The organism is Paraburkholderia caribensis, assembly GCF_002902945.1.
GTDB lineage: Bacteria > Pseudomonadota > Gammaproteobacteria > Burkholderiales > Burkholderiaceae > Paraburkholderia > Paraburkholderia caribensis.
Genome location: NZ_CP026101.1, coordinates 2,310,294 through 2,333,874 on the forward strand (window position 1 = coordinate 2,310,294; position 23,581 = coordinate 2,333,874).

Genomic DNA, 23,581 nt, shown 5'->3' on the forward strand with positions numbered 1-23,581 from the left:
ATGAATGTGCGGATTCTACAAAAAAGCCAATGAATTCACCATCGAATGGATTTAAAGCATACGGCAGGACGCTATATGCATTAAGCATTCGGCATCGTCTTGCTCTTCAATACGACCACAATAGAAAACTAAAAAGCCGTCGAATCGTGTTGAATCCGACGGCTTGCTAAACGCGAAACACGGGATCATTTCCAGTACGCGAACACCCCCAACGCCGCCATCACCGTCAACGCGCCGCCAATGCGCGTCGCAATCTGCGCAAACGGCATCAGTTCCATCCGGTTGGCTGCCGTGAGAATCGCCACGTCCCCCGTTCCGCCGAGACCGCTATGCGTTGCATTGACGATAGCGGCTTCGACGGGATACATGCCGACCAGTCTGCCGACGAAGAAACCCGTCACAGTCAGCGTGAGCACCGTCGAAACCGCGGTAACGATATTGACCCAATGAAACGCTGTCACGATCTCGCCCCACGGCGTCATCGCGACGCTGATCGCGAACATCAGCGGATACGTCACGGCCGTCGAGAAAAAGCCGTACATGAAGCGCGCGCCGCCTCGCACGCGCGGCGACACGAGCTGAAACAGCTGCGCCGCGACGACCAGCACCAGCATCACGACGGGCGCGGGCCAGCCGAACAGTTGATGACTGAGCACGCCAAGCAGATAGAACGCAATGGCCGTCGAACCCGCCGCCGCGACGGAGCCGACGTCGAATTCGAACGATGCGGGGCGTTGCGCGATGTCGTCATCGCTGTCACCCGCCCTCGTCAACCGTCCGTTGCCCGTCCATTCGGGCCGGCGCGTGCCGAGGTAGCTGAGCAGGCCGGCGCAACAGATCGCCGCGATATTGCCGAGCATCACCGCCGACAGCACCTGCGCGAACAGCGGCCCCTGCTCGACGCCCATAATCTGCGCGTAGCCCGCCGACAACGGCAGCGCGCCCTCGCCGACGCCGCCCGCCATGATCGGCACGACGACCATGAACAACGCGTGGCGCGCATCGAGCCCGAGCGCGGTCCCCACAGCGGTGCCGACCAGCGCCGCGGCAACGGAGCCCGCCGCAACGGGAACGAAGATGCGCACGAAGCCTTTGATCAGCATCTGACGGTCCATGCTGAGCACACTGCCGACGATGATCGCCGCGATGAACAGATACAGAAAATTCGAAGTCTTCGTGAAGGTCGTCACTGCCTTGACGACGGGCTCGGGCATCAGCTTGTAGTACACCAGCATCGACGGAATGAAGGCCGCAAAAATCGACGTCGCGCCGATGTGGCGAATCCACGGAATGCGCTTCGCCAGTTCGGCGCACGTGAAGCCGCCCACCGCGACGAGCGCGATGCCCGTCGGCAGATCCGCTGCGAGCTTGCCTTTCGCCGCCATCGCGCCGAGCACGCCCAGCATCAGCACGTAGACGGGCAACGGCAACGAACCGATGCGCAGGTCGAACACCCGCCACCACCATTCGACGACGGCATGCGGCGCTTGCGTCCTGCCGCTCGAAGTAGCGCTCAACGCGGCTTGCGTCGATGATTTCACTGGATGGTCTCCGTTCATTGTTTCGGTGTGCGCCCCGCTCATACGAGCAGCAGCAATGCCGCGCCGTACACGAGCGCGCCGACGATAAACGTCATCACGGTAAAGCCGAGCACGCGCTGCACGCCGATACCCGCCATCGCGACGACGGGCGCGGCCCAGAACGGCTGCATCATGTTCGACACCTGCTCACCCATCGCGACGGCCATCGTCGTCGCGGGGACGGACGCATGCAGCGCGACGGCAGCGGGCACGACGAACGGCCCTTGCACTGCCCAGTGACCGCCGCCGCTCGGAATGAAGAACGTGACGATCAGCGAGCAGACGTAGCTCCAGAACGGCAGCGTATGCGCGTTGGAGATCGCGATGAAGAAATGCGAGATGACGTTCGGCAATCCGGTCGCATCCATCATGCCCATGATCCCGCCGTACAGCGGGTATTGCAGCATCATCGAACCTGTCTGCCGGGCAGCGTTCTTGACGGCATCGGCGTACGCCAGCGGATAGCCGTGCAGGATCACGCCCGCTATGAACATCACGAAAATCACCGCGTTGACGCCGGAAAAGGCGATGTGCTCCGACTGCGCGAGCACCAGCAGCGCAATGCCCGTCGCGCCGATGAATGCCGAGCCGAGCCACGAGTATTCGATCCAGCGCGCAAAGCTCAGCTTGCCCGTGGGCTTTTCGCGCGGCGCCGCATCGGGATGCTTCTGCGTATCGAGCAGCACGGCGTCTTCGTCGCGCGGCTTGAGCCATGCGAGAACGAACGGCATGGCCAGCAGCATCGCGATGGTCGGCACCAGATTGAAACCCGTGAACACCGTCGCGCTGAACGGCAGCACCTCGCCTGTGATCTTCTGCACGACGTTCATCGCGCTGCCCGGCGTCGACTGCGCAAGCGCGATTGAACTGGAAATGCCGCTTGCCCACACGACCCATCCCGAGAAACCCGCCGCGACGATCCACGCGAAGTCGACGCGCATGCGCTTTGCCACTTCACGTGCCAGCAACGCGCTGACGACCAGCCCCAAACCCCAGTTGCAGAACGACGCAACGGCCACGAGCACGAAGGTGAGCGTCGCCGCCTGCACGGGCGTGCGGGCAACGGAAACGAGTGACTTGAACACGCGTTGCACGATGGGCGCGTGAGCGAATGCGTGCCCCGTCACGAGCACCAGCGTGATCTGAAACGCGAACGTGAGAATGTCGAAGAAGCCTTTGTACCAGCCGCCAACCAGCTTGCCCAGCGACGCATGCGGCGCGAACATCGCCGACAGCACCGCGACGATCGCCGTGATCAGGATCGCGAGCACGAAAGGATCCGGAATGGTGCGCTCGAACAGGCCGATCGTCGCCTCGGTGAAGCGGGTCTTGCGCACTGATGTTGGCGCAACGGTGGATTTCATCACGTGTCTCCGGTTTGGAATGTGCCCGCGCGTCGTTGGATCGGGTGTAGCCGGCGGGTCGTCTTTTCAGGGCTGTTTTTCAGGGCTATTCAATGCACGGCGCCCGTTTGCCGAATCCGTACAGCGTTGCAGCGTTGTCGACGAGGATGCGATTGCGCGTGGCCGGGTCGTTCGCCCATTCGCCGAGCAGATCGAGCAACAAGGGATCGTCGGGCTTGTGCGCCTCTGTTACGTGCGGCCAGTCGCTGCCCCACACCAGCCTGTGCGGCACGGCCGAGATCCATGCGCGCGCTGTCGGCGCTGCATCGGCGTAGCGGCGGTCGAGTCCTTCGATCGAATCGAGGTACGGACCCGACAGCTTGATCCACGCGCGCCCGGCGTCGGCGAGACGGCGCACGACAGGAAACGCCGCGTGCGCCGCGCCATCGGGCAGCGGAAGCCGCGCGCAATGATCGAACACGATCGCCGACGGAAGGCGCGCGAGCAGCGCTTCGTGCCCGACGATTTGCGCGGCCGTCCAATGCAACTGCACATGCCAGCCGAGCTCCGCCACGCGCGCTGCCAGCGGCTCGACCATGTCGAAGCCGACCACGGCGTTTGCCGGCGTGTAGAGCGTGAAACGGATGCCGCGAATCCCGCCCGCGTGCAGCGCTTCAAGCTCGGCGTCCGTCACGTCGGGGCGCACGACGGCGACGCCGCGCGCATTCGCAACGCCGAGCTGGCGAATCGCATCGAGCGTCACCGCGTTGTCGGTGCCGTAGATGCGCGGCGTCACGACTACCACGCGCTGCGTGCCGATCCGCGCCTGCACTTGCCGATACGCGGCGACATCCGCCGCGTCGACAAAACCTGCCGCGTCGCGCTGCGCGAGGAACGCGCGGCTGTAGATGTGAATGTGCGAATCGCAAGCGCCCGCTGGCATATGCCGAAGTGCGTCCATGCGTGTCTCCTCCGTTTTGTTGCTGCGCGCTACAGCACTGCGCGCTTCTCGCGCAGACTTTCGATCTGCGCTTCGGAGCATCCCGCGTCGCGCAGCACTGCGTCCGAATGCTCGCCGAACGCGGGAGCCGCGAACGGCTCGGGCAACGGCGTCGCGCCGAAGCGGATCGGATGCTTGAAGCCGCGATACCGGCCCACACCCGGGTACTCGAAGTCGCTCACCATGTCTTCGGCGAGCACCTGGGGATGGTCGAACATGTCTTCGATGCCGCGAGCCGCGGCGCACGGCACGGCGTCGCCGAAATGCACTTCCCATTCGAGCGCCGTGCGAATCTGCAAAGCCGCGCGAAGCTTCGGGACGATTTCGCCGCAATGCAATGCACGCTTGCGCACCGTGTCGTAGCGTTCATTCTGCGCAAGATCCTTGAGGCCCGTTTTCTCGCACAACGCCTGCCAGAAGTGCGGCGTGTTTGCCGACAGATACAGATAACCCTGGCGCGTCGGATGGATGCCCGTGATGCCGCCCGAGCGCATATCGCGGCCTACTTCTTTCGGTTCGTCGTCGGCCCAGATCATGCGGGCCGATTGCATCGCCAGTGCGCTGCGCAGCAACGACACGCCTACGTACTGGCCCGCGCCGCTGCGCTCGCGATCGAACAGCGCGGACGACACGCCCGCCGCGACCAGCGCCGCCGCATAGTAGTCGACCACCGAGCCATAGACGATTTCGGGCGGCCCGCCGTGGCGGCCTTGCAGCGCGCAGATGCCTGTCATCGTTTGCAGGACCTGGTCGTAGCCCGCCTTGTCGCGGTTCGGGCCCGTTTCGCCATACCCTGTCACCGCGCAATAGATCAGCCGGGCATTGACCTCGCGCAACTGCTCGTAACCGATCCCGAGACGCTCCGGCACGCCGGGCCGGAAGTTGTGCACGAGGACATCGGCCGTCTTCACGAGGCGCATCATCACGTCGAGCGCTTCGGGCTGTTTCAGGTCCAGCACCAGACCGCGCTTGCCGCGATTCACGCCGAGAAAGGCGCGGCTTTCGGCTTCGAGCGTCGACGGATACTTGCGCAGGTTGTCGCCCGCGGGCGGCTCGATCTTGATGACCTCGGCGCCCTGATCGGCGAGCAGCGTGCAACCGTACGGCCCCGCGATATAGGCGCTCAGGTCGAGCACGCGCAAGCCGGCAAGCGGTCCCGGCTGTCGTGCGTCGACGGATTGCGATGGTTGTTGCATGTGTTTCTCCGACTCGATTCGATGTGTGTGCAACGAGCGTGCGTTGCTTTACAAAGCTGTGCTACCGACGACGGCGCGCTGCTCGCCCGTCAGCAGTTCGAGACGCGCGGCGTGCTGCACGAGCGCGCGCGCCCGCTCGAAGAACGGCGGATCGATCATCCTGCCGTCGACGACGTACGCGCCCATGCCTTTGCTCTGCGCATCGCGTGCGGCTTCGACGACGCGCACCGCATGCGCGATCTCGGCGTCGGACGGACGGAACACGTCGTTGGCCAGCGCGATCTGGCTCGGGTGGATGCAGCTTTTGCCGAGAAAGCCCATCGCGTGCGCAAGTTGCGCTTCGGCACGGAAGCCCGCTTCGTCCTTGATGTTGGCGAACGCCGAGTCGTACGCGAAGACGTTCGCCTCCCCTGCTGCGATGCGCAGCGTGAACATCGCCTGCTGGATCGCCGCCTGCTCGCGACGCGCGATGCCAAGCGGCTCGAACAGATCGCCCAGCCCGAGCTGCAAGCCGGCAACACGTGGATGCGCGGCGGCCAGTTCCGCAGCGCGGCGCAACGCTTTCGGCGATTCGATGTTGAGCAGCAGGCGCACGGGGACGCTCACGCCATTGGCCCGTTCGGCCTGGTCGAGCGCGGCGGCAGCGGCGCGCACGTCGGCCGCGCTTTCGGGTTTCGGGAGATTCAGGTAGTCGAGGCCGGGCTGCACGACGGCATCGAGATCGGCGGCGAAGAACGGCGTGTCGAGCGCGTTGACGCGCACGATCAACACCTTGCGATGCTCGCGCACCGCGCTCTCGCGCAACAGCTCGCGCAGCGCGAGACGCGCTTGCGGCTTGCGCTCTGGTGCGACGGCATCTTCGAGATCGAATGAGAGGGCATCGGCGGCGCTCGCGAGCGCCTTGGCGAACAACTCCGGGCGCGATGCCGGCACGAACAGCTTGCTTCTCATGTCTGCGTTCCAGTTACTTGGTAGCTGGCAATCAGTCTACGGAGAGACAGGTTTTAGATAAACTATCCGCATCTATCTTCAAACCATAGAATATCTATCGTCATGGACATCCACTTTCTCGGCAATCTGCTGCTGGTCGTCGATACGGGCTCGATGGCCGAGGCGGCGCGGCGGGTCGGCCTGACGCCTGCGGCGATCGCGCAGCAGGTGCAGGCACTCGAACGGGAACTCGGCGTGCGCCTGCTCGTGCGCGCGGGACGCACGGTGATTCCGACGGAGGCGGGTCATCGCGTGATCGCGCGTGCGAGGAATCTGGTGCGCGAGTTTGCGGATCTGAAGGCGTTCGCGCTCGAAGAGGAAGCTGCGGGCGAATTGCGCATCGGCACGATCACGACGGCGCTGCTGTCGCTGCTGCCGGACGTGCTGGCGGCGTTTGCGCGTGACTTCCCGCAGGCCAATGTGCTGATACGCGCGGGGACGTCGATGGAACTGTACGAGACCTTGCAACGCGGCGATCTCGATGTTGCCGTCTGTCTGCATCCCGCGTTTGCCTTGCCCAAGGCGTATGACTGGCATTTGTTGAGGGAAGAACCGATTGTCGTGCTCGCGCCGTCGCGGCTAAAGAATGAGGACCCGCATGAACTGCTGCGGCGCGAGCCGTTCATTCGCTATGACCGCTCGCTCGGCGGCGGCAAGCAGGCGGATCAATATCTGCGCTCGGCGCGTATCGTTCCGCGTGAGCTTTTTGAACTGAATTCGCTGATGGCGATTGCGATGATGGTCGATCGGGGACTGGGCGTGTCGCTGGTGCCCGATATCGTGTCGCCACTGACGGAAACGCTAAACGTCGCGCGGCTTGCGTTGCCGACGCCGACGGAGCCGAGGCGGTTCGGTGTGCTGTGGCAGAAGACGTCGCCGCGTGGGCGGTTGATCAGGGGATTTTTGCAGTGCGCGGATGGGGTGTTGGGGGATGGTGGTGGGGATGCGGGTGGCGGCGGGAAGAAAACGCGGCGCCGTTCGGCGAGTTGAAGCGCTTGCCGTCGCGAACGTGCTGTTTGCAGCCTGTAGCCGTCTCGACAGGAGCATAACGGCCCACCGACAGGGGCCAGAAAACAAAAAATAACCCCGTCAAATCGATGATTTGACGGGGTTATTTGCTGGCAATCTTTTGGCGGAGAGACGGGGATTCGAACCCCGGATAGGTTATTAACCTATACACGCTTTCCAGGCGTGCGACTTAAACCACTCATCCATCTCTCCGGCGGGGAGGCGCATTATAGCAGATTCCATCGCCATTGCCACCTCGTCCGGAAGGACAGCCATCAAGGATGGCGGATATAGTCCACCAGCGCTCGCGTGTAGGCATCCGGCTTCCGGTCCACGAGGCTCACTAGCACCGTCACCAGAAACCCCGCCGGCACACCGAACACGCCCGAGCTGATCGGCTCGATCCCGAACCAGCGCGGCCCGACAAAGCCCGTCAGCTGCGTGAAGAACGGATACGTCGACACGATGTACCAGATGCACACCACCAGCCCCGCCACCATGCCCGCCACCGCGCCCAGACGCGTCGTCCGCTTCCAGAACACCCCGAGCACCAGCACGGGAAACAGACTCGACGCCGCCAGCGAAAACGCCGCGCCCACCAGAAACAGAATATTTCCCGTATTCAGCGACGCCACATAAGAAGCAAACAGCGCCACCCCGAGCAGCAGGATCTTCGAGATCGTCACCCGCTTCTGGCTCGACGCCTCGGGATCGACCATGTGGTAGTACACGTCGTGCGAAAGCGCATTGGCGATCGTCAGCAGCAGGCCATCGGCGGTTGAAAGGGCCGCCGCCAGCGCGCCTGCCGCGATCAGCCCCGACATCACATACGGCAGCCCCGCAATCTCCGGCGCGGCGAGCACGACCATGTCCGGCTGCATCTGGATCTCGCTCCAGCGCACGATGCCGTCGCCGTTCACATCGGCGATGCTCAGCAGGTACGGCTCGACACGCCGCCACTGCATCACCCACTGCGGCAGGTCGGAAAACCGATGCCCGACCAGATTCGACAGGATCTCGTACTTGATCAGCACCGCGAGCACGGGCACCGTCAGATAGAACAGCGCGACGAAGAACAGCGTCCAGCCGACCGAGCGCCGCGCCGACGCCACCGAGGTCGTCGTGTTGTAGCGCGTGAGGATATGCGGCAAGCTCGCCGTTCCCAGCGAAAGGCACAGCAGCAGCGACAGGAAGTTGCGCAAATGCAGCCCCCGGTCTTCCTCGTTCGCGGCGGGAAACGGCTCGTGCATCGGCACGGGCGACGCCGCGCGCTGCATCATCTCGTCGCGTTGCTGCGCCCAGACAATCTGCGCCGTCGCCGGATCACGCGGAAAGCGCGCGATGCGCCGCTCCAGACCGGCGATCTCGCGCAACGGCCCGTTATGCCGCCGCAAATCGTCGAGCTGCGCGGTGAGGCGATCCTTCTCGTCGATATACGACTGAGGCAGACTGTCGATCTGCGTCTGGATCAACGCAGCGCGCATCCGGTAGTCGTCGCGCACCGACTGCTCCGACGGCGCATCGCGCACCTGGCGCTCGAGCGATTCGACGCGCTCCATCAGACGCCCATAGCTGAGTTGCGGCACCCAGCCGAGCCCATCCTTGTGCGCAATCATCGACACAGGTATCAGGAACGCCAGGATCAGGATGATGTACTGCGCAACCTGCGTCCACGTCACCGCGCGCATGCCGCCGAGAAACGAGCACACCAGAATGCCCGCGAGCCCGCAGAAAATGCCGATCGCAAAGTCGACGCCGATAAAGCGCGTCGCGATCAGCCCGACGCCCTGGATCTGCGCAACGAGATAAACGAACGAGCACAGGATCGCCGACAACGCCGCCAGCCCGCGCACCGCGTTGCTCGAAAAGCGCGTGCCGAGAAAATCGGGAATCGTGTAGCGCGCGAGCTTGCGCACGTATGGCGCAAGCAGAAACGCGACGAGGCAATAGCCGCCCGTCCAGCCCATCATGTACGCGAGACCGTCGTAGCCCGTCGCGTACAGGGTGCCCGCGAGGCCGATGAACGAGGCCGCCGACAGCCAGTCCGCCGCCGTCGCCATGCCGTTGAACGCGGACGGCACGCGCCGCCCTGCCACGTAGTATTCGACGAGATCGGAAGTTCGCGACAGCAGGCCGATCACGGCATACACGGCAATCGGCACGAACAGGAACACGTAGCCGATCCATGTGCCCGGCCCGTTGGCCGCCTCGATGCGCCACAGCAGATAGATGAAGACCAGAAAGCCGAGCGTGTAGAGCGAATACGAGCGGATCAGCCGATGCGCGAGCTTCATCGGTCGGCTGCGGGCTCGGCGAAGTCGTCGCTCGGGCTGGCCGCGAGCGCGCGCTGGAGCGCCGCGTCGGCGCGCTGCATCAGCACGATATACACGACGATCAGCGCCACATACACGAGAATCGCCCCTTGCGCGCCCATGTAGAACGGCAGGCTGAAGCCCGCGAAGCGCACGTGCTCCAGGGTTCGCGCGATGAGCGGCACGACGAAGGACACGAAGCAGCCGATCAGCATCAACGCCACGATCAACACGACATTGAAGCGCCAGTAGCGCGCGTGCGCACGCGCCATCGCCGCCGTCACGGGCGGCGGCTCGGGCACGGGATTGATCGTGAATCGCGAGGTGTCGTGTGGCGCGGCCATGCGGCTATTTATCAAAAAGGGGTTGCGTCGGCAATCGGGGTTGTCCGCGCAACGATGTCGCGCCGCGCGCCGGAACAGCATGAGCGCATGAAAAAACGGCGCATCCGCATCGGACGCGCCGTTTGATGCTGCCAGGGCGTTACGCCCTCACAGCCCGCAACATCAGCGCGACTCGCCCAGCTGATCCAGAATGGCCGGGTTCTCCAGCGTCGACACATCCTGCGTGATCTCTTCGCCCTTCGCGAGCGAGCGCAACAGGCGGCGCATGATCTTGCCCGAACGCGTCTTCGGCAGGTTGTCGCCGAAGCGGATGTCCTTCGGCTTTGCAATCGGACCGATTTCCTTGCCGACCCAGTTGCGCAGTTCCGCCGCGATCTTCGCGGCCTCTTCGCCTTCGGGACGCGAGCGCTTCAACACGACGAACGCGCACACCGCTTCGCCCGTCGTCTCGTCGGGGCGCCCGACCACGGCCGCTTCCGCGACCAGCGGATTCGCCACCAGCGCCGACTCGATCTCCATCGTGCCGAGACGGTGGCCCGACACGTTCAGCACGTCGTCAATACGGCCCATGATCGTGAAGTAGCCGGTGTCCTTGTCGCGCACCGAGCCATCGCCCGCGAGATACAGCTTGCCGCCGAGCTCTTCGGGGAAATAGCTCTTCCTGAAACGCTCCGGGTCGCCCCAGATGGTGCGGATCATGGCCGGCCACGGACGCTTGACGACGAGAATGCCGCCCTGCCCGTTCGGCACGTCCTGGCCCGTTTCGTCGACGATCGCGGCCATGATGCCCGGCAGCGGCAGCGTGCACGAACCCGGCACGAGCGGCGTCGCGCCCGGCAGCGGCGTGATCATGTGGCCGCCCGTTTCCGTCTGCCACCATGTATCGACGATCGGGCAACGCGAGCCGCCGACGTTCTCGTAGTACCACACCCATGCTTCCGGATTGATCGGCTCGCCAACCGTGCCGATGATGCGCAGCGTCGACAGGTCGTAGCTCTTCGGATGCACCTTCGCGTCGGCTTCGGCTGCCTTGATCAGCGAACGGATCGCCGTCGGCGCCGTGTAGAACACGCTGACCTTGTGCTTCTGGATCATGTCCCAGAAGCGGCCCGCGTTCGGATACGTCGGCACGCCTTCGAACACGACCTGCGTGCCGCCGAGCGCGAGCGGGCCATATGTGATGTAGCTGTGCCCCGTGACCCAGCCGATGTCGGCCGTGCACCAGAAGACGTCGGTGGGCTTCCAGTCGAAGGTCCACTTCATGGTCTGCGCGGCCCACAGCAGATAGCCGCCCGTGCTGTGCTGCACGCCCTTCGGCTTGCCCGTCGAACCCGACGTGTAAAGAATAAAGAGCGGATGCTCGGCGCTGACCCACTCAGGCGGGCATTGATCCGATTCGTTCGCGGTGATCTCGTGCATCCACAGATCGCGCTTGTCGTCCCAGCCGATCTTGCCGCCCGTGCGCCGGTAGACGATCACGCTCTTGACGGCCTCGCAGCCGCCCATCGCGAGTGCCTCGTCGGCGATGTTCTTCAGCGGCAGCGCCTTGCCGCCGCGCATCTGCTCGTCGGAGGTGATCAGCGCGACCGCGCCGACATCGACGAGACGCTCGTTCAGCGACTTCGACGAAAAACCGCCGAACACCACCGAGTGCGTCGCGCCGATCCGCGCGCAGGCCTGCATCGCGACAATGCCTTCGACCGACATCGGCATATAGATGACGACGCGATCGCCCTTTTTGATGCCGCGCTTCTTCAACGCGTTCGCGAAGCGCGACACGCGTTGCAGCATGTCGTTGTACGTGACGTTGGTGACGGTGCCGTCGTCGGCTTCGAAGATGATCGCGACGCGCTCGCCGTTGCCCGCTTCGACATGCCGGTCGATGCTGTTGTACGACGCGTTCAGTTCGCCGTCTTCGTACCACTTGTAGAAAGGCGCGTTCGATTCGTCGAGCACCTTCGTGAAGGGCTTTTTCCAGCTGAGCGTCTCGCGCGCCAGCCTGCCCCAGAAGCCTTCGTAATCGCGCTCGGCCTCGGCGACGAGCGCCTTGTACGCGTCCATGCCGGACACAGTGGCCTGCGCCGTCACTTCGGCGGAAGGCGGAAACACGCGGCGTTCTTGAAGAACCGATTCAATCGCAGACATCGACTACCCCTTGGTGAAGATGAAACGTCAATCCTTGCGGGTGCGCGCGCGATGCGTGCCAGCCGTGGCCGGCGCAGCGCGTCGCTCCATATCGTCATACCCGTCATCGTGGCGCCGCACATGATGTTGTCGCACGGCGTGTCTCCCACCCTCGTGCGCATCGGCAGCGATGCGCACACAGCGATTCGGCGAATGACCACTGCGGCGTCGCACATCGGGCGCGCCGCATGCCTTCATCAGCTTCGATCACTTCCCACGATAAGCGTTGCTACTTACCGCGTTCTTACGTGAACGACCAGCGCGTGTCAGGATAAACACCAGGTGCGGCGCAGAAAGCAGTCCGCAAGGCGGGTTGGACGGCACAGCCCCGTTTTGCACCCTTGTTAGCGCCCTTTTACAATGCTAACTGATCTCGCCGTCCGGATTCCAGCTTGAACCGCTACTCACTGTTCCTGATCGCCGCGATGCTGCTGGTCGGCAGCAATGTCGGCATCGGCAAGTCGATTGTCGCATTCGTTCCCGTTCCCCTCTTTGCCCTGCTGCGCTTCGTGATCGCCATGGCCGTGCTGTGGCCGCTGTTGCGCGTGAGCAAGCTGCGCCGCGTGAAGGCGGGCGAATGGTTCAATCTCTTCCTGCAAGCGCTGTTCGGCACCTTCGGCTTTACGCTGCTGATGCTCAACGGCGTGCATCGGACCAGCGCGGTTGCGGCGGGCGTCATCACGAGCACGATTCCCGCCGTGGTCGCGCTATTCTCGTGGATCTTCCTCAAGGAAAAGCCCGATCGCCGCGCACTGGCGTCGATTGCGCTGGCGATCGCCGGCGTGGTCGTCATCAATCTCGCGCACGCGGGCGCCGCCACGGGCGCATCCAGTGAAAGCTCCTTCGCCGGCAACCTGATGGTGCTCGGCGCGGTCTGCTGCGAATCGCTCTATGTGATCCTGTCGCGCCGGCTCACGCAGACCCTCGCGCCCATCGACATCTGCGCGTACACGCACCTGTTCGGCCTGTTGCTGATGCTGCCGCTCGGCGCGTCATCGCTGCTCACCTTCCATTACACGAGCGTGCCCGCCGGCATCTGGACCTTGGTGCTGTGGTACGGCCTGTCGGCGAGCATCTTCTCGTTCTGGCTGTGGATGAAAGGCATCCGCCACGTGCCGGGCAGTCTCGCGGGCGTGTTCAGCGCGGTGCTGCCCGTCGCCGCCGCGATCTACGGGATCGTGTTCCTCGAGGAGCGGCCGACGCTCGCGCATGGCGTCGCGCTCGCCTGCGTGGTCGCGGGCATCGCCCTGGCGAGCCTGAAGGCGCGGCGCGTGCCGCCCGTCGCTTCCTAGCGCGAAACCGGCACGAAAACCCGGCACGAAGCAAGGCATGGCGCACGCCCGCTGCGCCACGCTGTCCCGGGCGCCATCTGCCCGGTTGCGCGCCTCGACATGGCTGTCATGGATCACGCTGTACAATATCGCGCCCAACGCGCTTCGCCGGCCGGTTTCACCGCCGGGGCCGCTGACTGCCGGCTGTTCGCTCTTTACGCGATCCGCCGCCGTCGATGCGAGCGCGTCCGTGCCCGCCGTATCCGTCGCCACGATCCGTCACCAAGAAGCGCCAACACTACGCCGACCCTACATGACCGCTCCGCGTCCCACTCTGCCCGGCCAGCCGCGCCGCATGCGCCTTCTGCCCTCCGTGATCTTCATGAGCCGCTGGCTGCAGGTGCCGCTGTATCTGGGCCTGATCATCGCGCAGGGCGTCTATGTCGTGCTGTTCGCGAAGGAAGTCTGGCACCTCGTCACGCACGCCATGACGCTCGACGAAACCAACATCATGCTCGTCGTGCTCGGCCTGATCGACGTGGTGATGATCTCGAACCTGCTGATCATGGTGATCGTCGGCGGGTATGAAACCTTTGTCTCGCGCCTCGGCCTGGAAGGTCATCCTGACGAGCCCGAATGGCTCGACCATGTGAACGCGGGCGTGCTGAAGGTGAAGCTGTCGATGGCGCTGATCGGCATCTCGTCGATTCATCTGCTGAAGACCTTCATCGACCCGGACAAGCACACGCAGCAGGCCGTGATGTGGCAAGTCATCATCCACGTCACGTTCCTCGTGTCCGCGCTGGTGATGGCATTCGTCGACCGCCTGACCACGCATACGCACCCGGAGCATTTTCACGAGCCCGCCGCACGCGGCGCTGCGGCGCACGGCAAGAACACAACGATTTCCAACTCCCCTGAAGGCGCCTGACCGGCCGCATTGTCACGCGGCCGCGATACAAAACGCCACACTGCCCCACTGAGCCTAGCCATGACCGTCATCAAACAGGAAGACCTGATCCAGAGTATTGCGGACTCGCTGCAGTACATCAGCTACTACCATCCGCTCGACTACATCGAGGCGCTCGGCCGCGCGTACGAGCTCGAGGAAAGCCCGGCCGCGAAGGACGCGATCGCGCAGATTCTCACGAACAGCCGCATGTGCGCCGAAGGCAAGCGCCCGATCTGCCAGGACACGGGCATCGTCACTGTGTTCGTGAAGGTCGGCATGGACGTGCGCTGGGACGGGGCGACGATGTCCGTCACCGACATGATCAACGAAGGCGTGCGCCGCGGTTATCTGAACCCGGACAACGTGCTGCGCGCGTCGATCGTGAGCCCGCCCGAAGGCGCGCGCAAGAACACGAAGGACAACACGCCCGCCGTGATCCACTACGAGATCGTGCCGGGCGACAAGGTCGACGTGCAGGTCGCGGCCAAGGGCGGCGGCTCGGAAAACAAGTCCAAGTTCGCCATGCTGAACCCGTCGGATTCGATCGTCGACTGGATTCTGAAAACCGTGCCGACGATGGGCGCGGGCTGGTGCCCGCCCGGCATGCTCGGCATCGGTATCGGCGGCACGGCTGAAAAGGCGATGCTGATGGCGAAGGAATCGCTGATGGACCCGATCGACATTCAGGATGTCATCGCGCGCGGCCCGCAAGACTGGATCGAGGAACTGCGCGTCGAACTGCATGAGAAGGTCAACGCGCTCGGTATCGGCGCGCAGGGCCTGGGCGGCCTCGCAACGGTGCTCGACGTGAAGATCATGGCAGCGCCGACGCACGCGGCGTCAAAGCCCATCGCGATCATCCCGAACTGCGCGGCCACGCGCCACGCGCACTTCACGCTGGACGGCACGGGCGTCGCGAAGCTCGAAGCGCCGTCGCTCGACGCATGGCCCAAGGTGCAGTGGGAGCCCGACACCGAGAAGAGCAAGCGCGTCGACCTGAACACGCTGACGCCGGAAGAAGTCGCGTCGTGGAAGCCGGGCCAGACGCTGCTGCTGTCGGGCAAGATGTTGACGGGCCGCGACGCCGCGCACAAGCGCATCGCCGACATGCTGGCCAAGGGCGAAAAGCTGCCCGTCGATTTCACCAACCGCGTGATCTACTACGTCGGCCCCGTCGACCCGGTGCGCGACGAAGCTGTCGGCCCGGCAGGCCCGACCACGGCCACGCGCATGGACAAGTTCACGGAAACGATGCTCGCGCAAACCGGCCTGATCTCGATGATCGGCAAGGCCGAGCGCGGCCCCGTCGCGATCGAGGCAATCAAGAAGCATAAAGCGGCGTACCTGATGGCTGTGGGTGGCGCGGCGTATCTGGTGTCGAAGGCGATCCGCAGCGCGAAGGTGCTCGCGTTCGAAGACCTCGGCATGGAAGCCATCTATGAATTCGACGTGCAGGACATGCCCGTGACGGTCGCCGTCGATTCGAACGGCACCTCGGTCCACCAGACGGGACCGAAGGAATGGCAGGCGAAGATCGGTAAGATTCCCGTCGCTACCGCTTAAAGATTTCTCATTGTTTTACGGAAGCCGGGACGTTATAGTCCCGGCTTTTTTATTATTCACGCGAAATGCAAATTAAATTGCGTGAATGATTCTCAACAACCATATTCGTCCTTGGCTTTTGGTTTTCAGACGTTTATTGTTGTTGGAAAACCCAGCTCTTGAAGAGGAAACGTCATGCAAGGCGATAAAAAAGTCATTGAATATCTGAACGCCCAGTTGAAGAACGAACTGACCGCGATCAACCAGTATTTCCTGCACGCGCGGATGTACAAGCACTGGGGTCTCGAGAAGCTGGGCAAGCACGAGTACGACGAATCCATCGGCGAAATGAAGCACGCCGACATGCTGATCGAACGCATTTTCATGCTCGACGGCCTGCCGAATCTGCAGGATCTGCACAAGCTGTTGATCGGCGAAGAAACGAAAGAAATTCTCGAATGCGATTTGAAACTCGAATACATCTCGCAAGGCACGTGCAAGGAAGCTATCGCTTATTGCGAGTCGGTACGTGATTTCATCTCGCGCGAAATCTTCACGACGATTCTCGACGACACCGAAGAACATATCGACTGGCTCGAAACGCAGATCGACCTGATCGACAAGGTCGGTATCCAGAACTATCAGCAGTCGGCGATGGGCTCGCAGGAATAAGACGACGCCCGGGCAGGAAGCCCCCTCACTCCTGATACACTTCTGCGGTCCGATCCGCGCAACGTTCGTTCACACGCGCTGCGCGGATTTCCTTATATGGCTTCCGTCGAAACCATGACCGCTTCGTCCCCCGCCTCCGCTACCTCCGCTTCCGTCCCGCCACTCACCTCGCTCGACCCGCGCGCGCCCGTCGGCATTTTCGACTCGGGTCTGGGTGGATTGTCGGTGCTGCGCGCGGTCCGCTCGCAGCTGCCGGACGAAGCGCTCATCTACGTCGCGGATTCGCTGTATGCGCCCTACGGCGAACGCGACGACGATTTCATCGCCGACCGCACGCTCGCAATCGGCGAATGGCTCGTCGCGCAGGGCGCGAAGGCGCTGGTCGTGGCGTGCAACACGGCGACCGCGCAGTCGATCGCACTGGTGCGCGAGAAATTGCCGATTCAGTTGATCGGCGTCGAACCGGGCGTAAAGCCCGCGGCGCTGCAGTCGAAATCGCGCGTGGCGGGCGTGCTCGCGACCCGCGTGACGCTGCGCAGCGCCCGCTTCCAGGGCTTGCTCGAACGCTACGCCAGTGACTGCCGGTTTCTGTGCCAGCCGGGTCTCGGCCTGGTGGAGGCCGTCGAACGCTGCGACATCGGCTCGCCGGAACTGCGCGCGCTGATCGAAAGCTACCTTCAGCCGATGCTCGACGCCGGCGCCGATACGCTGGTGCTCGGCTGCACGCACTACCCGTTTCTCGATGCGGCGATCCGCGATATCGCGGGTGACCGGCTGACGCTGATCGACACCAGCGTCGCGATTGCACGGCAACTGGAGCGCGTGCTCGACCAGCAAGGGCTGCGTTCGCCCGCGCGCGACACCGTGCCGCAGCCGCGCTTCTGTTCGACCAGCGACGGCGCGCATCTCAAACAGCTTGCGGCGACGCTGCTCGATATCGACGCGCCCGTCGAGCGCGTGCACATCCCGTCGCGCCGTACGATCGCGCCGGATTCGCACGCCGCCTGAGGCTCGCGCACGGGGCGGCGGCGCCAGCCGTCTCCACAGCATCAAATGCACACCCGTCGCCCGACGGAAACCGCCCGCATGGCGCCCCGCCGCGACTTGAGCGATCGTGCGGCGCCGGACGAAACCCTTCTAACAGGCTGGTTTTGTTACAAAATTTTGCCCGGGAGGCTTGCCAAACCGACCAAACAAAATGATAATAATTCGCATTAACGTTAGCTATCGCGAGCTGTCATGATTGTCTGCGTGTGCAAGTCAGTGTCCGACCGGAAAATCCGTGCAACGATCGCGGAAGGCGTCGATTCATTCGACGAGCTTCAGTTCGAGCTGGGCGTCGCGATGTGCTGCGGCAAGTGCGAGGAGTCCGTGCGCGACGTGATGGCGCAAAGCGGCGTGTGTGCGAGCCGCTGTGGCGTCGAGCACCACACGCAAACGGCGCCTCTGACGTTCTACGAACGTAAGGCCGCCTGAAGCCGGTTCCAGGCCGGTTTCATTTCCGGCCTTTGATGCGTTTCAACGTAGTGCTTCGAAAAGCGTGCCATTATCGGGCGCTGCATTGTTTTCGTTTCCGCCGTCAGCAAGCCAGTCGGATACCAGCCAGCGACGCCATTCTTCGAGGAGTTCGAGATGGAATTGCTGATCGGTTTTCTGACCACCGTTTGTATTTCGCTGCTGATATTCCGAACATGACGCTGTTTTGCATGACGTGCTGCATTGCCGGCGCGCCGCCACGCTGACCATGCAGGCCACGCCTTCTCTCCCAACCGGCTTCGCGCCGGAAGCTTCCGCTCGAATCAACCCGCGTATCGCCACGGTGACGGGCATCGTCATCGGACTTCACGTCATCGCGCTCGCTATTGCGTTCACGGTACGCACGGTGGCGCCTTTGCCGGTCGAAACTCCACGAACGATTACGGCCGAACTGCTGCCGCCGCCGGCACCTGCCGCCGCGCCCGTCGCGATCGAATCGGCCCCGCCGCCGCCGAAGCCCGTGCCCATCCAGAAGGTCAAGCCGAAGGTGCAGCCGCGCCCGACGCCGAAGCCCACGCCGGCTCCAATGCCCGTCGCACAAGCGCCGTCGCAGCACGAGATCAGCGCGCCCGAACCGGCTCCGCCCGCGCCGCCGGCCCCGGCCGCGCCTGCTGCGCCCGCCGCGCCCGCTGCGAAGCCGGTGATGTCGATCACGGCACCCAAGGACGCGTCGCATCTGAGTTGCAGCATCGTCGAGCCGACTTATCCGGCGATGTCGCGCCGCCGCGGCGAAACCGGCCGCGCGGTCGTGCAGTTCGTTCTGTCGGCGTCGGGCCGGATCGAGAACATCGAACTGAAGAAGAGCAGCGGCTCCGATCGTCTCGATCAGGCCGCGCTCGACGCGATTCGCTCCAGTTCGTGCAAGCCCTATCTGGTGGACGGCGAGCCGACTCGCGTGCCCGCCGTCCAGCCGTTCGACTTCAGCCTGAACAATTGACATTGATCAGCTGACCAGCATTTCAAAGAAAAAAGGAATTGCCATGCAGAACTACGGTATTGCCCACGTCTGGGCACAAGGGGATTTCGTCACACGCGGCATCGCGGTGACGTTGCTGATCATGTCGGTGCTGTCGTGGACCGTGATCGTCGTCAAGAGCTGGAACGTGATGCGCCTGAACCGCCTGACGAGGAACGCCGAAAAAGCCTTCTGGCATTCGGACGATGTCGCCGACGGCATGAAGAAGCTTGGCAGCGGCACGTCGTCGCCGGCCGAGAACCCGTTCCTCGCGCTCGCGCTGTCGGGCCAGGAAGCCGCCGATCACCATCATCAGACGCAACCGCATCTGCACGACCGCATGGACGTGTCGGACTGGATCACGCGCTGCCTGAAGGACACCATGGACGAAAGCGTCGCGCGCATGCAGAGCGGCCTCGCGGTGCTCGCGTCGATCGGCAGCACGGCGCCGTTCGTCGGCCTGTTCGGCACGGTGTGGGGGATCTATCACGCACTGCTGGGCATCGGCGCGTCGGGCCAGTCGTCGATCGATCAGGTCGCGGGCCCCGTCGGCGAAGCGCTCATCATGACGGCCTTCGGTCTGTTTGTCGCCATTCCCGCCGTGCTCGGCTACAACGCGCTGACGCGCGCCAACAAGGGCATCGTCAGCAAGCTGAGCCGCTTTGCGCACGGCCTCCATGCGTTCTTCGTCACGGGCGCCCGCCTGTCGTCGTCGAAACGCGGAGACGGTCTTCGGCTCGCGACCCGCGCCAACTAAATAGCGAGACATAGCGATGGCAATGAGCCCTTTCGCCGGCGACGATGACGACGGCCTCATGAATGAAATCAACATGACGCCGCTCGTCGACGTCATGCTGGTGCTCCTGATCGTATTCATGGTGACGATCCCCGTGATCCGCCATGCGGTGAAGATCGATCTGCCGCATGCGAGCAGCCAGAAGGAAGACACGAAGCCTGCGCAGGTGACGGTTTCGATCGACGCCGACGGCAACGTGTCGTGGGACGACCAGAAGATCTCCGACGACATGCTGCAGGCAAAGATCGCCGCTGCTGCACAGCAGGAGCCGCAGCCGGAGCTGCATCTGAGCGCGGACCGCAAGGTCGCGTACGAAAAGGTGGCGCAGGTGATGTCGGCGGCGCAGGCAGGCGGCCTGACGAAGATCGGTTTCGTCACGGAACCGAAGTCGAAATAGGCGCGCCGCCTACCTCGGTTCGAACAAAAGCCCTGTTTTTCAGGGCTCAAAGTAAAAGGCCTTCATCGTCGGATGAAGGCCTTTTTTCATGCGCACTCGGCGCCTTCGGGCGGCGGGATCATTTACCATCGCTTCTGCTCTGGACCTGATCACCGCATGCGAACGCCGTGGTCGACACGGACACCGCTGTCAGCCCTATCAGGCTCGCTATCAAAGCGGCCGTGATTTTTCGCATAGGACACTCCTTAGCGAAGGGATTTCAATATAAGCCCGTGCGCTTTTCCATTCAAGCCTGCGGCCATTGAAAGTATCCATCGCCGGCCGCGCTTGCATGGCGAAAAGGTATTTCACTTCCTGCGGGCGCGTGAAAGTACGCGCCAGAGGCATCACGCCACAGCTGCTTTCAGCCGCAGATTCTTCGCTTCGCGCTCCGGGCATTCCTGTTGAATATGCTTGCCGGTGTCGGGGTCGAGCATCTCGACGAGATAATCGACGAAGGTCCGCACGGCGGGCACCATGCCCTGCCGCGACAGAAACACGGCGTATAGCTGCGGCGACGGCAGCGTCCAGCCCGGCATCACGGGCGACAGCCGTCCGCTGCGCAGCGCGGCGCCGTACATCATTTCCGGCAACGCCGCGATGCCGACGCCCGCGAGCGCCGCTTCCAGGATCATCATCAGGTCGGCCGTCACGAGGCGCGGCTCATGGTCGTGCGCGTGGCGCGTGCCGTCGGGCGCGATCAGGTTGTAGACGTGGCGGCCGTCGCCCGTCGGCGTATCGAGCGTTTCGAAGCGTTTCAGGTCAGCGGGCTCGAGCGGCGGCGCGTTCTGGCTCAGAAGACTCGGCGCGCCGACCAGCATCTGCTGCGTACGCCACAGCGGCCGCACGACGATATTCGCGTTTTCGGGCGGCTCCGAACGCACGCGCAGCGCCACATCGATCGAATCCTCGAACAGGTCGACCACGCGGTTCGTCACGCGCATCACGACGCGCACTTCGGGGAAACGGTGCATGAACTCCGGCATGATCTGCGACATGATGGTCTGCGAGATCGTCACGGGCACGCTCACGCGCACCGTGCCGCGCGGCGACGAGCGCAACTGCTGGACGACGTTGACGGCCGCCTGCGCCTCCGACAGCATCGCCTGACAGTGCTGGTAGAACAGTTGCCCGGCTTCCGTCAGCGCGAGCTTGCGCGTCGAGCGCTGCAAAAGACGCACGCCCAGCGACGCCTCCAGCTCCGTCAGCCGGCGCGACAGGCGCGACTTCGAAATGCCGAGCACGCGTTCGGCGGCGGAGAATCCGCCATGTTCGACGACCTGCGAAAAGTACATCAGGTCATTCAGGTTATGCGAATCGATCTTCATGTCATCGTTTCACTAGCAGAACAATCCATTGCGATAGACAGCCTGTTACGGCCCAAAACGGTCCATATAATAGCCCTATGTTTCAGAAATAACGCTATTCCCCAATTTTCGAGGTGATTTTGATGAGCGCGACCCGCACGATCGAACGCACGTATCCTTCCGTACGCACGGTTGAAGGCGGCGGTTTCGTCGTCCACCGCCCGTTTCCGACCCGCATGCTGATGGATTTCGACCCATTTCTTCTGCTCGACGAAATGGGCCCCGTCGACTACGCGCCCGGCGAGGCGAAAGGCGCGCCTGATCACCCGCATCGCGGCTTCGAAACGGTGACGTACGTGCTCGAAGGCCAGTTTGGTCACAAGGATTCGGCGGGCCACTCGGGCACGCTGCGCGCGGGCGACGTGCAATGGATGACGGCGGGCGCAGGTGTCGTGCATAGCGAAATGCCCGATCCGTCGTTCGTCGCGACGGGCGGCCGCGTGCATGGCCTGCAACTGTGGGTGAACTTGCCCAGGCGCGACAAGATGATCGCGCCGCGCTATCAGGAAATGCCGTCGGCGGGGATTCCCGTTGCAACATCCGCAGACGGCAAGGTCCGCGTGAAAGTGATTGCGGGCGAGGCGCTCGGCGTGAAGGCCGCGATCGAAACGCGCACGCCGATCCTCTATCAGCATTTCACGCTGCAGCCTGGCGCGCAGATCGTGCACCCCGTGCCGCGCGACTATCGGGTGTTCGCTTATGGGCTGTCGGGAAAAGGCCTCTATAGCGACGAGCGGCTGGAAATCGACGCGCAGCAGATGATCGTCTTCGACAACGACGGCGACACGGTGACGATCGCCGCGGGCGCCGAACCGCTCGACGTGCTGTTGTTCGGCGGCGTGCCGCTGAACGAGCCTGTCGTGCGCTACGGCCCGTTCGTGATGAATACCGAAGACGAAATCCGGCAGGCTGTCATCGACTATCAGGCCGGCCGCATGGGGCAGATCACGCACTAGCCGTCCATACGGCTTTTCGCGGCAGGCGCTCAGCCGCGAATCGCAGCAAATTCGTTCACAATAGCGGTTCGAGCCGCGCGCCGCGTCATGCGCCGCGCGGCGCTATCGTTCCAACCGAGCGTTCCCACTGAACGTTCTGACTCAACGTCCCGCACAGGAGCGCGCATGGCAGACACGAAGGTCACCGCACACATCGGCTCGACGGATTTCCAGGTGCTGTTCGACGACGGCACACACACATGGCTCGCCGACGAACCGGAGTCGCTGGGCGGCGGCGATCGTGGCCCGACGCCGAACTCCCTGCTGCTGTCGAGCCTCGGCGCGTGCACGTCGATTACGCTGAAAATGTACGCACAGCGTAAAGGCTGGCCGCTCGAAGAAGTGCGCGTGACGCTGTCGATGCAGAAAGATGGCGACGGCACGGCGATCGACCGGCAAATTGTCCTGACGGGCAATCTGTCGGACGAACAGCAGGAACGACTCCTGCAAATAGCCAATGCATGCCCCGTGCACAAGATCCTGAGCAATCCGATCTCGATCCGCACGGGCCTGGCCGTTGCCTGATAGTGCGTGAACCTTGAGCTTTAAGAGGAAGCTGTCGTCTTGAACTTCGAACATCTCATTCAGATCAACGATCCGCTCAATCCGCTCGTCGAATCGCTGACGCGCGAACAGTTGTGGGAAGGGCTCGTGCTGCGCGCGGAGCAGCCGCAACTGTTCGTGATGGGCCTCGACAGCTGCTCGATCCTGTCGCGCACGGACAGCACGATGGAGCGCGAGTTGCACTACGGCCAGGCAACCGTGCGCGACCACGTCACGCTCACGCCGCAAAAAAGCGTGCGCTACGACATCAGCGCGACGGCCGATTACGTCGGCGGCTCGCTGACGATGACCATCGAGCAGCCCGACGAACTGCAGCTCTTCCTGCGCTTCGAGTACAAGACGAGCCTGCCATCCGCGGACCAGAACGTCGACCCGGACGCGCATCAAACGGAAGAGATCGTGAAATCGGCGTATCGCGAGTCGGACATCGATACGGTCCGCCTCATCCGCCAGTACGTCAGCGCGCGCAATACGCCTGACCAGTTGCACTGAATCTCGCGCGCCGCCCAAGCCTCCTGGGCGGCGCAAATCCCCTCGC

General features: G+C 63.6%; 22 protein-coding genes and 1 tRNA gene. 13 read left to right on the top strand and 10 right to left on the bottom strand.

Going from position 1 to position 23,581, the window contains the following annotated elements:
• Positions 1-185: 185 nt before the first annotated feature.
• The 5 genes from C2L66_RS10205 to C2L66_RS10225 form a co-directional block, all read right to left on the bottom strand.
• Entirely contained in the window at positions 186-1,541 is a 1,356-nt protein-coding gene (locus C2L66_RS10205; RefSeq protein WP_060602575.1) for a 2-hydroxycarboxylate transporter family protein, read from the bottom strand.
• 38 nt (positions 1,542-1,579) lie between these two features.
• A complete protein-coding gene (locus C2L66_RS10210) occupies positions 1,580-2,944 on the bottom strand; it encodes a short-chain fatty acid transporter (RefSeq protein ID WP_054930130.1) in 1,365 nt (454 codons plus the stop codon).
• Between the two features lie 85 nt (positions 2,945-3,029).
• The gene (locus C2L66_RS10215; protein ID WP_060600252.1) at positions 3,030-3,884 is read right to left on the bottom strand and encodes an amidohydrolase family protein; all 855 of its coding nucleotides are present in this window, start codon (positions 3,882-3,884) and stop codon (positions 3,030-3,032) included.
• Between the two features lie 29 nt (positions 3,885-3,913).
• Positions 3,914-5,119: a CaiB/BaiF CoA transferase family protein gene (locus tag C2L66_RS10220; RefSeq protein WP_054930128.1), complete on the bottom strand. Its 1,206-nt coding sequence runs from the start codon at positions 5,117-5,119 to the stop codon at positions 3,914-3,916.
• A gap of 48 nt (positions 5,120-5,167) precedes the next feature.
• A complete protein-coding gene (locus C2L66_RS10225) occupies positions 5,168-6,070 on the bottom strand; it encodes an HpcH/HpaI aldolase/citrate lyase family protein (protein ID WP_060600250.1) in 903 nt (300 codons plus the stop codon).
• Between the two features lie 102 nt (positions 6,071-6,172).
• Between C2L66_RS10225 and C2L66_RS10230 the strand changes: the two genes are divergently transcribed.
• Entirely contained in the window at positions 6,173-7,099 is a 927-nt protein-coding gene (locus C2L66_RS10230) for a LysR family transcriptional regulator (protein ID WP_060600249.1), read from the top strand.
• Between the two features lie 140 nt (positions 7,100-7,239).
• On the opposite strand, the gene C2L66_RS10235 is transcribed toward C2L66_RS10230, so the two are convergent.
• From C2L66_RS10235 to acs, 4 genes are all read right to left on the bottom strand, one after another.
• A tRNA-Ser gene (locus tag C2L66_RS10235) sits at positions 7,240-7,330 on the bottom strand.
• 62 nt (positions 7,331-7,392) lie between these two features.
• Positions 7,393-9,411 (bottom strand): sodium:solute symporter family protein, encoded by a 2,019-nt coding sequence (locus C2L66_RS10240; RefSeq protein ID WP_054930125.1) that lies wholly within the window; start codon positions 9,409-9,411, stop codon positions 7,393-7,395.
• Positions 9,408-9,773, bottom strand: a complete 366-nt coding sequence (locus C2L66_RS10245; RefSeq protein ID WP_060600247.1) for a DUF4212 domain-containing protein — start codon at positions 9,771-9,773, stop codon at positions 9,408-9,410. The genes C2L66_RS10240 and C2L66_RS10245 overlap by 4 nt, the downstream gene beginning before the upstream one ends.
• Before the next feature lie 162 nt (positions 9,774-9,935).
• Complete coding sequence (gene acs / locus C2L66_RS10250; RefSeq protein ID WP_054930123.1) at positions 9,936-11,918, bottom strand: acetate--CoA ligase; 1,983 nt, start codon at positions 11,916-11,918, stop codon at positions 9,936-9,938.
• A 431-nt stretch (positions 11,919-12,349) separates the two neighbouring features.
• Here acs and C2L66_RS10260 point away from each other — a divergent pair, with 431 nt between their 5' ends.
• From C2L66_RS10260 to C2L66_RS10305, 9 genes are all read left to right on the top strand, one after another.
• Entirely contained in the window at positions 12,350-13,249 is a 900-nt protein-coding gene (locus C2L66_RS10260) for a DMT family transporter (protein ID WP_060600245.1), read from the top strand.
• Positions 13,250-13,541: 292 nt separating this feature from the next.
• A complete protein-coding gene (locus tag C2L66_RS10265) occupies positions 13,542-14,159 on the top strand; it encodes a TIGR00645 family protein (protein WP_060602570.1) in 618 nt (205 codons plus the stop codon).
• A gap of 60 nt (positions 14,160-14,219) precedes the next feature.
• Positions 14,220-15,743 (top strand): fumarate hydratase, encoded by a 1,524-nt coding sequence (locus tag C2L66_RS10270; RefSeq protein WP_054930121.1) that lies wholly within the window; start codon positions 14,220-14,222, stop codon positions 15,741-15,743.
• A gap of 174 nt (positions 15,744-15,917) precedes the next feature.
• On the top strand, positions 15,918-16,394 hold the full coding sequence (bfr, locus tag C2L66_RS10275; RefSeq protein WP_060600243.1) for a bacterioferritin: 477 nt from the start codon (positions 15,918-15,920) through the stop codon (positions 16,392-16,394).
• 96 nt (positions 16,395-16,490) lie between these two features.
• Entirely contained in the window at positions 16,491-17,402 is a 912-nt protein-coding gene (murI, locus tag C2L66_RS10280) for a glutamate racemase (protein ID WP_060600241.1), read from the top strand.
• A gap of 231 nt (positions 17,403-17,633) precedes the next feature.
• Positions 17,634-17,870, top strand: a complete 237-nt coding sequence (locus C2L66_RS10285) for a (2Fe-2S)-binding protein (RefSeq protein WP_036004238.1) — start codon at positions 17,634-17,636, stop codon at positions 17,868-17,870.
• Positions 17,871-18,138: 268 nt separating this feature from the next.
• Positions 18,139-18,867: an energy transducer TonB gene (locus C2L66_RS10295; RefSeq protein WP_060600237.1), complete on the top strand. Its 729-nt coding sequence runs from the start codon at positions 18,139-18,141 to the stop codon at positions 18,865-18,867.
• 43 nt (positions 18,868-18,910) lie between these two features.
• Positions 18,911-19,642 carry a MotA/TolQ/ExbB proton channel family protein gene (locus C2L66_RS10300; protein WP_060600235.1) on the top strand — a complete coding sequence of 244 codons (732 nt, stop codon included), beginning with the start codon at positions 18,911-18,913 and terminating at the stop codon, positions 19,640-19,642.
• Positions 19,643-19,658: 16 nt separating this feature from the next.
• Positions 19,659-20,078: an ExbD/TolR family protein gene (locus C2L66_RS10305; RefSeq protein ID WP_054930117.1), complete on the top strand. Its 420-nt coding sequence runs from the start codon at positions 19,659-19,661 to the stop codon at positions 20,076-20,078.
• 386 nt (positions 20,079-20,464) lie between these two features.
• On the opposite strand, the gene C2L66_RS10310 is transcribed toward C2L66_RS10305, so the two are convergent.
• Positions 20,465-21,445: a LysR family transcriptional regulator gene (locus tag C2L66_RS10310; protein WP_054930116.1), complete on the bottom strand. Its 981-nt coding sequence runs from the start codon at positions 21,443-21,445 to the stop codon at positions 20,465-20,467.
• Positions 21,446-21,567: 122 nt separating this feature from the next.
• Between C2L66_RS10310 and C2L66_RS10315 the strand changes: the two genes are divergently transcribed.
• The 3 genes from C2L66_RS10315 to C2L66_RS10325 all read left to right on the top strand — a co-directional run bounded on the left by C2L66_RS10315 (position 21,568) and on the right by C2L66_RS10325 (position 23,535).
• Positions 21,568-22,440, top strand: coding sequence for a pirin family protein (locus C2L66_RS10315; RefSeq protein WP_060600233.1), 873 nt, complete (start codon positions 21,568-21,570; stop codon positions 22,438-22,440).
• Between the two features lie 165 nt (positions 22,441-22,605).
• Positions 22,606-23,004 carry an OsmC family protein gene (locus C2L66_RS10320; protein ID WP_054930114.1) on the top strand — a complete coding sequence of 133 codons (399 nt, stop codon included), beginning with the start codon at positions 22,606-22,608 and terminating at the stop codon, positions 23,002-23,004.
• A 39-nt stretch (positions 23,005-23,043) separates the two neighbouring features.
• Positions 23,044-23,535, top strand: a complete 492-nt coding sequence (locus C2L66_RS10325) for an SRPBCC family protein (RefSeq protein ID WP_036004224.1) — start codon at positions 23,044-23,046, stop codon at positions 23,533-23,535.
• The last annotated feature ends 46 nt before the right edge of the window (positions 23,536-23,581 follow it).